Raw genomic sequence first — 14,724 nt, 5'->3', positions numbered from 1 at the left:
GATGTGACCACGCGCACAACCATACCGTGCTTCCTCGAAGCCTCACGGAATTCAGGAGCTCGCATGAGTACATCGGTGATACCCGACCGGCCCCGGTCGACACGCGCACAACGGCGATACGAACGAACCAGGCCGGTCTGGTTGATCGTGTCCGTGCTGATCGCCGTGGAGATCATCAGTGCATTCGAGACATCGATGATGTACGCCGCGCTCCCGACCTTCACACAGGTCTTCGACACGAACGCAGCATCGGTCGGATGGACGGTGACGGCCTTCCTGCTGGTGGCCGCAGCCTCGGCCGCGGTGTGCGGCCGCCTCGGCGACATGTACGGCCGAGAACGCGTCCTGATCGTCGTCCTGATCTGCGCAGCGGTCGGATCCATCATCAGCATGGCCTTCGGCTCACTCTGGGCGATCATCATCGGACGCGCGATCCAGGGTGTCGCGGGTGCGATTCTGCCGCTGTGTATCGGACTCGCCCGTGAACACCTCCCGGCGAAGAAGGTGCCGATGGCGATCGCGCTGATCGCCGGGTCCGCAGTAGCAGCCGGTGCCGCCTCGCTCCTGGTGGCAGGCGTGCTCATCGATCTCGGCGACTGGCGGTACATGTTCGTCGTCACCGCCGTCTATGCCATCGGGTGCGTCGTCCTCGTCGAAGCCGTGCTGCCGTGGCGTCACCGCGATACCGAACGTCAGCAGGTCGACTTCGTCGGCGCGGTCGGCCTCGCGATCTCGGTGACCGCCATCCTGCTGGCCCTCACCCAGGGCAAGTCCTGGGGCTGGGGCGATACCCGAGTGCTCGGTCTCCTTGTGGCCGGAATCGCGATCTTCACCTGGTGGGTGCGCTGGGAACTGAGCCGCGAGTCCCCGATCATCAACCTTCGCCTGCTCGCCGAACGCAACGTCTCGTTCACCATGCTCGCCACGATCGCGCTGGGTATCGGCCCGATCGGCGTGACGACCATGCTCATCCCGATCATCATGCAGACCCCGACCACGGCGCCGTTCGGGCTCGGTCTCACGGCGACCCACGCCGGGATGCTCTCGTTCATCGGCGCGATGATCGGAATGCTCTTCACCCCACTCGCAGGCAAGATTGCTGCGGCAGTCGGCGCGCGGGCATCGTTGCTGCTCGGCACCACTCTGTTCATGATCGCGTGTGCCGCATTCTTCGTATTCCGTGGTTCCGTGGTCGGTATGACCGCGCTGGTCGTCACCGTGTCCATCGCGACCGCCTTCGCCTATACCGCTCTGCCGAACCTGCTGGTCGAGTTCGTACCCGAGCACAACACCAGCGAAATCACCGGAAGCCAGTCGGTCGTGCGCACCGCGGCGATGGCGGTCGGAACGTCGATCACGACCGTCCTGCTCGCCACCCTGGTGGTCCCCGGGACGTCGACCCCGACGGTGGCCGCTCTCGGTGCCGTCTGTGCATTGCTCGTGGTCATGTGCGCCATCACGATCGCGCTCACGCTCGGAATCAAGTACGCCAAGAACTGACGAGCAGACAGAATCGGCCGACGGTCTCGAACCGTCGGCCGATCCTGCATCGTGGCGTGCGGCTACGGCACGAATACGACCCTGCCCACGGTCGTTCCCTCACCCAGCCGCGCAATTCCGTCCGCGACCTCCGGCAGCGACAACCGCTCGCTGACGAGAGGAGCGATCGCCCCCGACGCCGCGAGTGCTGCGAGTTCGGTGTGGCATTCTTCGATCACCGAGCGGTTGTACTCCTTGTAGAGACCCCAGTGCAGTCCGATGATCGAATAATTCTTGATCAGTGCGTGATTGAGGCCCGGGGTAGGGATTGTTCCGCCCGCGAACCCGATGATCACGATCCGCCCCTCGAACGCGATGCATTTCGTCGACCCGGCGTAGGCATCGCCGCCTACGGGATCGAACACGACGTCCGCGCCCTTGCCGCCGGTGAACTCCTTGACCAGAGGCACGAAATCGTCCGTGTGCCGGTCGATCACAAGATCAGCACCGAGTCGCGTGCAGTACTCGGCCTTCTCCGGTCCGCCCACCACACCGATGACGCGCGCACCGGCCGCCTTCCCGAGCTGTACTGCAGCGCTGCCGACACCTCCCGCAGCAGCGTGCACGAGAAGGGTCTCCCCCTCGAGCAGTTGCGTTCGGCGATGCAACGCGAACCACGCGGTCTGATAGCCGATGAACAGCGCGGATGCCTCGGCATCGTCAAGCGACGCCGGCGCAGCGAAGGCGTTTGCCTCGTCCATCAGGGTGCGCTCGGCGAACGCGCCGAGAGGCAGATTCGGATTTCCGATCACCCTGTCGCCCAAGGAGAAACGGGTGACGCCCTCTCCGACGGAGACGACCTCGCCGCACAGTTCGACGCCCGGGGTGAAGGGCAGCGAAGGCCTCACCTGGTACTTTCCCCGGCACAACAGCACGTCGGGGAAGTTCGCGGGCGCCGCCAGGGTACGGACGAGCAACTGCCCTGGCCCGGCCACCGGGTCGTCGATCTCCTCGAATCGGAGCACATCTCGAGGCTCACCGAGTTCGTGTACACGCCATGCTTTCACGCAATCACAGCCTTCAGTTCAGTGGTGTCGGTCGGTCAGATTCCGGCATCGGCGGCCACCGCCCGGGCGGCGCCGACGAGTGCGTCGATGCGCTCCACGGTCGGTGTGCTGGCGGCTGCCTTGTTGCGCGGGTCGTCGCGGGCGCGTCTCATCACACCTTCGGCGATGATGGCTACTTTCCACAGACCGAGCGCATGCCAGAATTTCAGTGCGGCTGGGTCCCGGCCGGTCTCGGCAAGATACATCTCCACGAGTTCGGCGCGGTTCGGGAAGCCGTCGAGCTGGGTTGCCGGGAAATCCCCCGAGGTGCGCTCGCCCGGTTCGCTCCAATATGCGAGCGTGCTTCCCATGTCCGCCAAGGGTTCTCCGAGCGTGGACAACTCCCAGTCGAGGACAGCTCGCACATCACCGTTCTCCGGTGCGGTGATGAGGTTTCGCAGGTGGAAGTCGCCGTGCACGAGTGTTACTTCCCGCTGCTCCGGGATGTTGGCCAGCAACCGTCGAGTGAGATCGTCGAGATCGGGTATCTCCCGCGTCTTGGAGCGTTCCCATTGACCCGACCACCGGGTGAGCTGGCGCTGGGCGTAGGGCTTGTGGCTCGCGAGATCCGCCAGTCCCACCTCGGCAAGGTCGACGGCGTGGATCGCCGCGAGTGTTCGCGGCAGCCGGATCCCGATCGCGCGTCGCTGCCCGGGCGTGAGTTTCTCGGCCACGGTCATCCGATCGACGACGAGCCCGTCGACGAATTCCATCAGGACGAGCGGCGCATCGGTGACCGACGGGTCGTCGGTCACCGCAAGCACGCGCGGTACCGGAACGGCCGAGCGCTCGAGGGCCGAGAGGATCCGGGCTTCCCGCGCAACATCGTGTGCGGAGGCGAGCAGCGCACCCAGGGGCGGCCGGCGCAGCACCCACCGCCGGCCGGATGCGTCGCTGATCAGGTAGGTCAGGTTGGATTGCCCCAGCCCGATCCGCTCGAACGTCAGCGGCCCCGCGAACTCCGGCACGATGCCGGCGACCCACGCCGTGACCGCTTCGGTCGCGATCCCGACCACCGCGGTGTCAGACATCGTGTGCACTTCCCTGCCGGAACGACTGCGCGTTGCCGAGCAACCGGCCACCGTCGATCACCATCACCTCACCGGTGATCCACTGCGCTGCATCGGAGACGAGATAATGCACAGCCGAGGCGACGTCGATAGGTTCACCGATGCGCCCGAGCGGGGTGGAGGCCGCGACCCGGGGCTCGTGGTCCTTCCACAGTGCTTCGGCCAGCTTGGTTCTCACGACACCGGGTGCCACGGCATTGACGCGGACCATCGGCGACAACTCGAGCGCGAGCTGTTTGGTGAGGTGGATCAGCGCGGCCTTCGACGCGTTGTACACCCCGATGTTCGCTTCGAACTTCATGCCACCGATCGACGCGGTGTTGACGATGCTGCCGCCGTGATCACCCATCCACGCTTTCACCACCAACGACGACCACAACACCGGACCCCACACGTTCACGTCGAATGTCTTCGCGAACCGCGCATGGTCCTGCTCGATCAGTGGGCCGTACGACGGATTGGTGCCTGCGTTGTTGACGAGAATGTCTATGCGGCCGAACTTCTCGAGAGTCAGGGCAATGCAACTCCGCGCAGCGTCCTCGTCGACGGCATGTGCTCCCACACCGAGTGCAGCCGGGCCGATGTCGGCCGCGGCGGCATCCGCCGATTCCTGGCTGCGTGAGGTCACGACGACATTCGCTCCCGCCTGTGCGAGACCGCGGGCAGTCTCCAGTCCGATACCGCGGGAGCCGCCGGTGACGATCGCGGTCTTGCCCGTCAGATCGAACCCCGTCATGACGTAGGCCGTAGGTCTCGGTACTTGCGCAGTTCCTGCTTGGCGATCGCGCGCTTGTGCACCTCGTCGGGACCGTCGGCCAAACGCAGTGTGCGCAGATGCGCGTACGCCATGGCGAGTGGGAAGTCGTCGGTGACTCCGCCACCACCGTGGACCTGGATCGCCCGGTCGACGATCTTCAGTGCAATATTCGGTCCGGCGACCTTGATCGCCGCGATCTCGGTGCGCGCCTCCTTGTTGCCGACGGTATCCATCAGATACGCGGTCTTGAGGGTGAGAAGGCGGATCATCTCGATCTCGATGCGGGCCTCGGCGATCCAGTCCTGGATGTTGGCGTTGTCAGCGACGGGCCTGCCGAATGTGACGCGCGATTGTGCACGTCGGCACAGCAGTTCGAGGGCGCGTTCGGACACGCCGATCGCGCGCATGCAGTGGTGGATGCGCCCGGGCCCGAGACGCGCCTGGCTGATCGCGAAGCCTTCGCCCTCACCCGCGAGAACATCCTTCGACGGCACGCGCACATCCTCGAACAGGATCTCGGCGTGGCCTTCGCGGTCGTGGTAGCCGAAGACCGGCAGGTTGCGCACCACGGTGACACCGGGGGCGTCGATGGGGACGACCATCATCGACTGCTGCCTGTGAGGGGCCGCGGTGGGGTCGGTCTTGCCCATCACGATGAGCACCTTGCAGTTCTTGTGCATCGCGTTGGATGCGAACCACTTACGCCCATTGAGGATGTAGTCGTCGCCGTCACGAACCATCGACATCTCGATGTTGGTGGCATCCGAACTCGCGACGTCGGGCTCGGTCATCGCGAAGGCCGAGCGAATAGTGCCGTCGAGCAACGGCTTCAGGTACTTCTCTTTGTGTTCCTCTGTTCCGAATAGTGTGAACACCTCCATGTTGCCGGTGTCCGGTGCGGCGCAGTTGCAGGCCTCCGACGCCAATGGGCTCCGGCCCATGATCTCCGCGAGGGGCGCATACTCGAGATTGGTGAGCCCCGGGCCCCACTCCGGATGCGGATGGAAAAGGTTCCACAAACCGCGCGAACGCGCTTCCGCCTTGAGTTCCTCCATGATGGGCGGGTGGAAGTGCGGATCTCCCGCTTCCTCCATCTGGCGGTGATAGACGGCCTCGGCCGGGTAGACGTGGGAATCCATGAAATCCAGCAGGTCCGCCCGATATTTTTCGGCGCGCGGTGACAGGTCGAACAAAGACACGACAAGCTCCTCGAAGAGTTGATCAGGACTCGGACATCAGAGATCGCTGGTAGCGCCGCATTCCGCGCAACCACCGGTCGTAATCGGCACCCTTGTTCCGGTACATCTGGAGTACCTCCGGGTGCGGAAGAATCAGGAACTGCTCTTCCCGGATTCCGTCGAGCACGATCTCGGCGACGTCGGCGGGTTCCAGCACGGCCGCGGAGGACGTCACGGCTCGGGTGCCGAGGTCTCCGAGCGACTCTCCGGAGTTGCTGCCTGCGTACAGCAATGGCGTGTTGACACCCATCGGGCAGATACAGCTGACGCGGACGCCCTGGTCGCCGTAGGTCACCGACAGCCATTCTGCGAATCCGACGGCGGCGTGCTTGGTGACGGAATATCCTGCCGCACCGATCTGGGTGAGTAGACCTGCCGCGGACGCGGTGCTCACGAAGTACCCTTCACCACGCTCGACCCATCCCGGGACGAGAAATTTCGCGGCGCGGATGTGCGCCCGGAGGTTGACGTCGAAGATGCTCTCCCACTGGGCGTCGTCGAGGTCGAGTCCGTGCATGCCGGTGATTCCGGCGTTCGCGAAGTACAGATCGACCGGCCCGAAGCGGGTTTCGGCGATCTCGATGACCCGCGCGATCGCGGTGGCATCGGATGCATCGGCACCGGCGGCGACGGCACTGTCGGGGTGTTCCGCCAGGATGCGCGCGACCGTCTTCTCGGCAGCGGAAGCGTCGAGGTCGACCACCACGACACGGGCTCCCGCGTGTGCGAGGCAGGCAGCAAGGGCGTCACCGATCCCGCTCCCCCCGCCGGTCACGATGGCGACTTTCCCTGCAACGTCCACTTTGCCTCCCGACAGCCGTGCTCCTCGTCCCCGCACTATAAGTTGAATACGGCGTCAACTTCAACTGTCGCGGTCGCACGGGTCCGCAATGCCGCACGACCCGCGGAGGACTCCTACGTCTCGGCGCGTCCGTACGCGCGAAGCACGTCGGCCATCAGCAGGTCCAAGGCCTCGCCCGCGGGAACCTCACTTCGTGCGCGCAGATAGTTCAGCGACAACGTGAGGTCGTCGAAACGGGCGATGTACCTACCCATCTCCGGGGTGAGGGTCCAGATCTCGACCTCGACACCCGCGACGGTTGTGGTCTCCCAGACATTCTCGGGCTCGGATCTCCCGGACACCCACAACGTCGCCGAGGGCGTGATGTACGAGTTCACCCCGGACCACTCGCATCCCGGCTCGGCCGACAACTCGCGCGGCATCGCCTCCCCCGCTCCCAACAGGTCGAGAGTCTCGCGGGATAGTGCGGCACACGGGTCGATACCCTCCGCCGCGTCGGGATCTGCCACCGTCGAGACGGTGGTGCCGTTGCGGGTCACGGTGACTTCTTGCTGGCTACAGGCAACGCAGGCCGCGGCTGCAAGGAGAGCGAGGGCGGCGATGCGAGTCGTCGTCATGCCCGCATCGTACGACGACCGAGCACCCGGGACGGGTCAGGTTCCCTGCGGTATCCGCAGCGCATTGACCCACAGCCGGGTCGCGGTGTACACGAGCGCGTCCATGTCCACGGACTCGTCCTCGTTGACGACGAAGTGCGAGAAGGCAAGCCGGCTGATCATGCCCGACAGCGCCCTCGACGCCAGCAACGCGTCGACTTCGCGATCGGCCAGACCGCGGTCCTGGAGATGCGCGATGCTGCGGGCGTTGCGGCGAATGAAGGCGTCGCCCCGCTTCTGACGCAGTTCGCGGATAACCGGATCGATGTGCGAGACCTGCTCGAGCAGCCCCATCAGCTTTGCGTTGCGCCGATACGCCTCGAGATACGCCCGGTTGCTCGCCTCCACGACCGCGGCCGGATCGTCCTCGTCTGCCACGCGCGGCATGCCCGGATGCAGCATGTCCTCCTGCGCCAGTTCCAGCACCGCCGCGAAGATCTCTTCCTTACTCGAGAAGTACGTGTAGAACGTGCCGGCCGAACACTTCGCATGCTTCGTGATGTCGACGAGCCGGGTATCGAGGTAACCGGTGCTCTCGAACACCGTCCGAGCAGCGGCGATCAACGACGACCGCGTCCGCAACCCCCGCTCGGTGACCGGTAGATCCCGCAGCAACGACGACGGCGCCATCGACGGAGGAGAGTCGTCGAAGGTGTCATCGGTGTCGGAGCTCGGCATTCTGTATTTATACGTGATCGGCACGTGACCGCTGACCACCGTGGACGACGAGCACATCGAGGAGCCGCGACCGTGAACGAACCGCTACCGCTTCCCCGCGCACGTCACGAGGTCGCGCCCGGGGCGGTGCATGTGCCCGCGTGGCTCGACCGCGAGATGCAGCGACGGCTGGTCGACGCGTGCCGCGACTGGGCGCGCGGCCCCGCGCCCATGCGACACACCGCGCTCCCCGGAGGCGGGGTGATGTCGGTGCAGACCGTCTGCCTGGGGTGGCATTGGTCTCCGTACCGCTACACGCGCAGGGCGGTGGATGTCGACGACGCACCTGTTGCACCTCTACCCCGCTGGCTCGCCGACCTCGGCCGCAGAGCGGTCGCCGACACGTACTCCCACCCGGCCGACGACTACGAACCGGACACGGCCCTGATCAACTTCTACGACGCCGACTCCCGGATGGGAATGCATCAGGACAAGGACGAACGCGTCGCCGAGCCGATCGTGTCGCTGAGCCTCGGCGACGCATGCGTCTTCCGATTCGGAAACTGCGAGACGCGAGGCATGCCCTACACCGACATACGGCTCGAGTCCGGGGATCTCTTCGTGTTCGGCGGACCGTCGAGGTTTGCGTATCACGGTGTGCCGTCGATAGTTCCGGACACCTGCCCGCCCGAACTCGGAATGACGCAGGGCCGGCTCAACCTCACCCTGCGGATGACGGGGCTACCGCCTGGCGCACTGTGATCACCTTCACTCCGAAAGCGACAAAGTAGACAGGCTCGCGGACCGGGAGTTCGCTAGTATCGACTTCGATCATCGCCTGTCGGGGGCCGACCAGGAGAACCGCGCATGCCCCGGACCACTCGTACCCACACTCGTCTTTTCTGCATGCTCGCCGCCGGACTGATCACCACCGCAGGCGCCGTGCTGGTCACCGCCCCCACCGCTGCTGCCGACGATACGAGTCCGTGCCCCGACCGCTACGTCCTCGCGGTCGACGGCACCAAGGGCTTCAGCACTCCGGACTCGATCGACCCGGATTCGCCACTCGCAGAGATCTCCGACCGTCATCGTGGCCCGGGCACCGTTGTCGAACACATCCGTTACCCCGCGGTGGTCGTACCGATGCCCAGTACCGGTTCGCACGACGACGGCGACGGCTTGGACGACGACGGCGCCATCGCCTACGACAGGTCCAAGCAGATCGGGCATGAGCGTCTCCGCGAGACCATCGCCGCCCGGCACAGCACCTGCCCCGACACTGATCTGTTGATTCTCGGCTACTCGCAGGGCGCCTCCATCGCCGGCGACGTCCTCGCCGAGATCGCGGAGGACGGATCCGTCCCACCCGCCCGGATCAGCGGCATCCTGTACTCGGATCCCCGAGACACCCGGGGCGTCGAGACGTTGTTCCCCGGCCCCATCGTCCCCGGCGTGACGCTCGGCGGCGCGCGCAGCGAATTCGGTGAGATCCCCGTCCAACGAGTCTGCATCGAAGGCGATGCGGTCTGCGACGGCCGAACCCCCGGCGACGGCGACGACTGGCTCGAGGCGAACGTCGCCGGCTATCTCGAACTGCACACGAAATACCCCGACTACCAACCCTGACGGGCGCGCACAACCAGGGCGTCGAACATCAAGTGCGAAGACCGACCACTCGCTTTCAAGTCACCACTACGCGTCCTGATTCGAGCCGAAGCACGCGATCTGCGGCCGCGATGGATTCGTCATCGTGGGTTACGCATGCAACTGCCGCTCCCCAACGAGTCGCATACTCGGCGAGGATCTCGCGCGTGCGTCGGCGACTGGCCGAATCCAGCCCGGCAGCGGGTTCGTCGAGAAGCAGGATCGGTGCCTCTTGCACGATCCCCTGGGCGAGGAGGGCGCGCTGCCGTTGCCCGCCGGAGAGTGCGGCGAGTGGCTGCTTCTCGAATCCGATGAGGTCCACTTTCTCGATCGCCTCGGCGACCACGTTGCGAGTACTCCGGCGGCCCAGTCGTCGCGCCCAGGTTCCCATGGTGACGACATCGAAGACGGTCACCGGCAGGGTGTCGGGGACGGATGGCCGTTGGACGACCAGCGCCACCGCGCCGCATCGTGAGATCTCTCCGCAACGTGGAGTTCGAACTCCCGCAAGCAACTCGACGAATGTCGACTTACCTGAACCGTTGGGTCCGGCGATTGCGGTCACAGTTCCACGAGGGAGCGTCACGGAGACATCGTGCAGGACGTCCCGCCCGTCGTAGGCGTAGCTCAGGGATCGAGCTGTCAACGCAGAGGTCGAAGTATTCATTCATGCGACTATAGCAATTGGTAATCGTTGTCATTACTAGTTACGCTCATGCCTCGTGTCCTGGCTGAGCGATCCCTTCACCACCGACTTCATGGTCCGCGCCCTTTTGGGCGGTACCCTCGTCGCAGCCATCTGCGGTGTCGTAGGCACCTGGGTCGTCATCCGCGGCATGGCCTTTCTCGGTGAAGCGATCGGCCACGGAATGCTGCCCGGGGTTGCCTTGGCTACAGTTCTGGGCCTGCCGGTGCTGGCGGGCGGAGCGATCAGCGCCGGAGCCATGAGCGCAGCGATCGGCGCCCTGCAACGGCGAGGCCGCCTGTCGTATGACACGACCATCGGCCTACTGTTCGTCGCGATGCTGTCGAGTGGCATCATCGTCGTCTCCCATTCGCGTAGCTTCGCCACCGATGCGACGACCATCCTGTTCGGCGACATTCTCGCAATCCGGGCTGTGGAGATCGTCACCCTCGCATGCGCACTCATGATTACGCTCAGTATTGCAACCACGTTCCACCGTTCCTTCGTCGCCTCCGCGTTCGACCCTCGCATCGCCCACACCCTCGGTCTCCGCCCGCGGCTCGCACAGGTGATGCTGGTTGCACTTGTCACCCTCGCCGTGGTCGCGTCGTACCAGGCGGTCGGAACGCTCCTCGTTGTGGCCCTGCTGCTCGGCCCGGTCGTCGCAGCGCACCAGTGGACCGGACGCATTCCCTCGACGATGCTCCTCGCCACGGCGTTCGGGTTCGCGGCCGTCACCTCCGGCCTCCTCGCCTCATGGCACGCCGGAACCGCGGCCGGCGCCTCGATCGCGTTCTGCGCCGTCTCGCTGGCCCTGGCGTCCGCGATCACTCGCAACACACACAAGCGCTTCCGCACTCGCCACGACCGCGACGTGCACGCGGCCGGGGAGTTCACGCATACCGGAGACGAACCGCCGGTCTCGATCCGCTCCGAAGCCCGTTGACCTGAACACTTCTCGATCAGAAAGCAGATGATGTTACGACGCGGGATTCTGACCGCACTTGCCGCGACCACAGCTATCGCGCTGTCTTCCTGCACCACACAGACAGCCGGTTCGACCCCTCCGATACCGGAAGACAGTCAACCCACTGGTGACGGCCACGGCGCGATCACAGGAGCAGAAGAGGTAGCCGAGCCACCACTGCACCTGGTGAGCATCGACGCCGCGGGCGCCGTTGGCATGCTCGATCTTCTCGACGACACCACCACAGAGCTGGGCACCATCTCCGCACCGTCCGCAGTGGCAACCGACGGACGATACCTGTTTTCGACGACGCCACAGGGAGTCGACATCGTCGACAGCGGTGTGTGGACCTGGGACCACGTCGACCACTTCCACTACTACCGAGCGGACCCGAAGTTGCTCGGCAAGGTCACCGGCGAAGGCGCAGCGACAGTTTCGACATCGAACACCTCGACCATCGGCGGGACCGGCCTCTTCTTCCCGCTCACCGGTGAGGCGGTGCTGTTGGACAACGAAGCCCTCTCGCAAGGGGAAATACGCGAACTGTTCCGGATCGAAACAGGACAACATTCAGGACTTGCCGTCCCCCTCGGAGGCGGGGCCCTGGTCACCCATGCAGGAGATCGAGGACAGGCCACGGAGGTACGTTTCCACCGCGCCGATGGGACACCCGTCGACGGGTCGAGCGTCGAATGCCCCGACGCACAGGGCACCATCACCACCCGAGTCGGAGTCGTGATCGGTTGCGCCACCGGCGCTCTACTCGCGACAGCGGGAGACGGTGAAGTGACCTTCGAGCACCTCCCCTATCCGGAAGGGACCCACACGCAGCCCGCGGTGGAGTTCGACAATCGCAAAGGGCGCCCGAGTGTCGCCGCACGGGCCGGCGACGACGGCATCTGGCTACTGGACACCCGTGCCCGCACCTGGCAGCTGATCCCGACCACCGAGCCACTCCTGCGAGTGTCGGCCGCAGATGATGCGGGCGAGCATATTGTCGCCCTCGATCGAAGTGGCCGCGTTCGGGTCTACGACGGCAGCTCGGGTGATGAAGTCGCAGCTACCGAGCCACTGTTGGCTCGGAGCCTCGCAGATCCTGCACTGCTCGACAGCATCGAACTGACCGTCGACCGGCAGCGTGCATATCTCAACGCTCCGGCAGAAGGCGTCGTCTACGAGATCGCTTACGCCGACAACGCACGGCTTGCCCGCATGCTCGAAACGCCCACCACGCCGACCTTCTTCGCGGAGACGGGGCGATGATGCGACGAACCCGTCTGGTCGGTGCGGCGTTGGCAGGGATGCTCGCTCTCGCAGGCTGCGGAAGCGCAAGCGAGAACGAGGACCGGCCGACGGTCGTCGTGACCACCAACATTCTCGGGGACGTCGTGGAGAACATTGTGGGTGATGCCGCCGAGGTCACCACGCTCATGAAACCCAATGCCGATCCCCACTCCTTCGAGATCTCAGCACAGGAAGCAACCCTTCTGAGTCGAGCCGATCTGGTGGTATCGAATGGGCTCGGCCTCGAAGAAGGGCTGCAGCAGCACCTCGATCGCGCAGCCGATGCGGGCGCGGACACGTTCGTCGCAGGTAACACCATCGACGTTCTGGCGTACTCCGAGGAGAATGGAAGTACACCCGATCCGCACTTCTGGACCGACCCTGCGCGCATGCGCGACGTTGTGGACGCACTCGAAACCGCGCTCGTATCGATCGACGGCATCGACAAGGAGATGATCGACGAGAACGCCGAACGTTACCGCGCGGAACTCGAAGAACTCGACATGGAAATGATCGCGGCGTTCGATTCCGTTTCCGAAGACCGGCGCAATCTGGTGACCAATCACCACGTTTTCGGTTATCTCGCTCAACGATTCGACTTCCGTGTTGTGGGCGCGATCATCCCCGGGGGTACCACGCTCGCGTCGCCCAGCGCGAGCGACCTGCGCGAACTTTCTTCCGCCATCGTCGAATCCGGTGTACCGGCGATCTTCGCCGAATCGTCACAACCCGACCGCCTGGTCCAGGTCCTCGCCGACGAAGCCGGCGTCGACGTGGACGTGATCGAACTGTTCACGGAGTCGCTCACCGAACCCGGACAAGGCGCCGAAACCTACCTGGAGATGATGCGCGCCAACACCGAGCGCATCACCGCCGGGCTATCTCCCTGATAACCGTATACCGAGAGGAAGATCGATGAGACTACGACATGTGCCCGGAAAAGGAGCAATTGCGGCTGCAGTCGGCGCCGCATTGCTGGCCACCGCATGTAGCGGCTCGGATGAGCAGACGGTAACCGACCCGACCACCGTTTCGCCCTCCGCTGACGCCTCGACCGATGGAGGCATTGCGGTCGCGATCGAGAACGGGCTGGTAGTACTCGATGGGGACACCCTCGAGATTCTCGGCGAGTTCGACTCCGAAGAGTTCACCCGGCTCAATGCAGTCGGCGACGGCCGCCATCTTCTCGTGACGACCACCGGCGGTTTCCAGGTACTCGACACCGCCACACCGGAACTGACCGATCTCGTCTTCGAGGCCGAGACTCCGGCGCACGTCGTCCGCCACCATGGCAAGACCGTCCTCTACGACGACGGCACCAGCAACACCGTCGTGTTCGACACCGACGCGCTGCTGACGAACAACGACGAGTTGCCTTCGACCCGGATGGTCCCCGGCGATGAGGCCCACCACGGGGTGTCGATCGTCCTCGAGGACGGCACGCTTCTCACGACCATCGGCAACGCCGACGGCCGTACCGGCGTGCGGGCACTCGACACGGAGTCGAACGAGGTGGCGCGAAGCGAGGAATGCCCGGGCGTCCACGGGGAAGGAACAGCAGCCGATGAGGCTGTGGTCTTCGGTTGCGAGGACGGGGCTCTTCTCTACGATGACGGCGCGTTCGAGAAGCTCACCGCTCCTGACGAATACGGACGGATGGGCAACGCCTACGTATCGGAAACGAGCCCGCTCATCGTCGGCGACTACAAGAACGACCCCGACGCCGAGGGCTACCTGTTGAACATGGTGACCTTGATCGACACCGAAGCGCACACGTACGAAGCGATCGAGTTGCCCGACGGTATCGAGTACACCTGGCGCGGCATCGCTCGCGGACCGAACGACCAGGCCTACGTTCTCGCAACCGACGGATCCATCTATGTCATGGACCCGGCCACAGGCGAGATGAGGGGCCAGTACCCCGTGATCGCACCGTGGGAAGGGCCGGACGATTGGCAGAACCCGCACCCGGCCCTCGTGGTCGACGGCGATATCGGATACGTCACCGAGCCTGCGAGCAACACCATTCACGCCGTCGATCTCACGAGCGGTGTGATCGTGAAATCCACCGAGCTCCCGGACCAGCCGAACGAGGTCGCTGTCGCATAGTTCGATCGACCCGGCTGTGGTGTGCGCGATCGCGCATCACAGCCGGTGCGTCATTGTTGCCGGGACCGGATGTCAGTGCGTTGCCGCGCAATGGATGTGCATGAACTTCACCCTTGCGTCCTGCAGTCGTACATCCTAAAGTGAACGCCATTCATAAATAGCATTGGCAAACCTAACCTAAAGATGCTTCGGTAATAGGGTGTGTCGCTGCGCGTGATTGATGCCGTGCTACTTGATCATTGAACAATGGCAGGGAAGAAGACTGATTCC

15 protein-coding genes are annotated in these 14,724 nt (G+C 64.7%); 7 read left to right on the top strand and 8 right to left on the bottom strand.

The window, feature by feature from the left end:
- Positions 1-63 precede the first annotated feature (63 nt).
- Positions 64-1,500 (top strand): MFS transporter, encoded by a 1,437-nt coding sequence (locus EV641_RS24575; protein ID WP_199233382.1) that lies wholly within the window; start codon positions 64-66, stop codon positions 1,498-1,500.
- Between the two features lie 62 nt (positions 1,501-1,562).
- Here the strand turns inward: EV641_RS24575 and EV641_RS24570 are convergent, their stop codons facing one another.
- The 7 genes from EV641_RS24570 to EV641_RS24540 all read right to left on the bottom strand — a co-directional run bounded on the left by EV641_RS24570 (position 1,563) and on the right by EV641_RS24540 (position 7,786).
- A complete protein-coding gene (locus tag EV641_RS24570; protein ID WP_054714000.1) occupies positions 1,563-2,546 on the bottom strand; it encodes an NADPH:quinone oxidoreductase family protein in 984 nt (327 codons plus the stop codon).
- Positions 2,547-2,581: 35 nt separating this feature from the next.
- Positions 2,582-3,616, bottom strand: a complete 1,035-nt coding sequence (locus EV641_RS24565) for a phosphotransferase family protein (RefSeq protein WP_132475323.1) — start codon at positions 3,614-3,616, stop codon at positions 2,582-2,584.
- On the bottom strand, positions 3,609-4,391 hold the full coding sequence (locus EV641_RS24560; RefSeq protein WP_054718889.1) for an SDR family oxidoreductase: 783 nt from the start codon (positions 4,389-4,391) through the stop codon (positions 3,609-3,611). The genes EV641_RS24565 and EV641_RS24560 overlap by 8 nt, the downstream gene beginning before the upstream one ends.
- Positions 4,388-5,611 carry an acyl-CoA dehydrogenase family protein gene (locus EV641_RS24555; protein ID WP_132475320.1) on the bottom strand — a complete coding sequence of 408 codons (1,224 nt, stop codon included), beginning with the start codon at positions 5,609-5,611 and terminating at the stop codon, positions 4,388-4,390. Before EV641_RS24555 ends, EV641_RS24560 begins: the two co-directional genes overlap by 4 nt.
- A 22-nt stretch (positions 5,612-5,633) precedes the next feature.
- On the bottom strand, positions 5,634-6,452 hold the full coding sequence (locus EV641_RS24550; RefSeq protein WP_132475317.1) for an SDR family oxidoreductase: 819 nt from the start codon (positions 6,450-6,452) through the stop codon (positions 5,634-5,636).
- A 113-nt stretch (positions 6,453-6,565) separates the two neighbouring features.
- Positions 6,566-7,069, bottom strand: coding sequence for a hypothetical protein (locus EV641_RS24545; RefSeq protein WP_132475314.1), 504 nt, complete (start codon positions 7,067-7,069; stop codon positions 6,566-6,568).
- Positions 7,070-7,105: 36 nt separating this feature from the next.
- On the bottom strand, positions 7,106-7,786 hold the full coding sequence (locus EV641_RS24540; RefSeq protein ID WP_054718900.1) for a TetR/AcrR family transcriptional regulator: 681 nt from the start codon (positions 7,784-7,786) through the stop codon (positions 7,106-7,108).
- 72 nt (positions 7,787-7,858) lie between these two features.
- Here EV641_RS24540 and EV641_RS24535 point away from each other — a divergent pair, with 72 nt between their 5' ends.
- Positions 7,859-8,527, top strand: coding sequence for an alpha-ketoglutarate-dependent dioxygenase AlkB (locus EV641_RS24535; RefSeq protein WP_132475311.1), 669 nt, complete (start codon positions 7,859-7,861; stop codon positions 8,525-8,527).
- Positions 8,528-8,632: 105 nt separating this feature from the next.
- The gene (locus EV641_RS24530) at positions 8,633-9,391 is read left to right on the top strand and encodes a PE-PPE domain-containing protein (RefSeq protein ID WP_054717394.1); all 759 of its coding nucleotides are present in this window, start codon (positions 8,633-8,635) and stop codon (positions 9,389-9,391) included.
- A gap of 55 nt (positions 9,392-9,446) precedes the next feature.
- On the opposite strand, the gene aztA is transcribed toward EV641_RS24530, so the two are convergent.
- Positions 9,447-10,076: a zinc ABC transporter ATP-binding protein AztA gene (gene aztA, locus EV641_RS24525; protein WP_132475308.1), complete on the bottom strand. Its 630-nt coding sequence runs from the start codon at positions 10,074-10,076 to the stop codon at positions 9,447-9,449.
- 55 nt (positions 10,077-10,131) lie between these two features.
- Between aztA and aztB the strand changes: the two genes are divergently transcribed.
- The 4 genes from aztB to aztD all read left to right on the top strand — a co-directional run bounded on the left by aztB (position 10,132) and on the right by aztD (position 14,454).
- Positions 10,132-11,040, top strand: coding sequence for a zinc ABC transporter permease AztB (gene aztB, locus EV641_RS24520; RefSeq protein WP_132475305.1), 909 nt, complete (start codon positions 10,132-10,134; stop codon positions 11,038-11,040).
- 207 nt (positions 11,041-11,247) lie between these two features.
- On the top strand, positions 11,248-12,324 hold the full coding sequence (locus tag EV641_RS24515) for an ABC transporter (RefSeq protein WP_199233381.1): 1,077 nt from the start codon (positions 11,248-11,250) through the stop codon (positions 12,322-12,324).
- Entirely contained in the window at positions 12,321-13,235 is a 915-nt protein-coding gene (aztC, locus tag EV641_RS24510; RefSeq protein ID WP_347238250.1) for a zinc ABC transporter substrate-binding protein AztC, read from the top strand. The genes EV641_RS24515 and aztC overlap by 4 nt, the downstream gene beginning before the upstream one ends.
- Positions 13,236-13,260: 25 nt before the next feature.
- Complete coding sequence (aztD, locus tag EV641_RS24505; protein ID WP_054717392.1) at positions 13,261-14,454, top strand: zinc metallochaperone AztD; 1,194 nt, start codon at positions 13,261-13,263, stop codon at positions 14,452-14,454.
- The last annotated feature ends 270 nt before the right edge of the window (positions 14,455-14,724 follow it).

The organism is Rhodococcus sp. SMB37 (assembly GCF_004345605.1).
GTDB lineage: Bacteria > Actinomycetota > Actinomycetes > Mycobacteriales > Mycobacteriaceae > Rhodococcus.
This window is presented reverse-complemented; position numbering and strand designations above follow the sequence as displayed.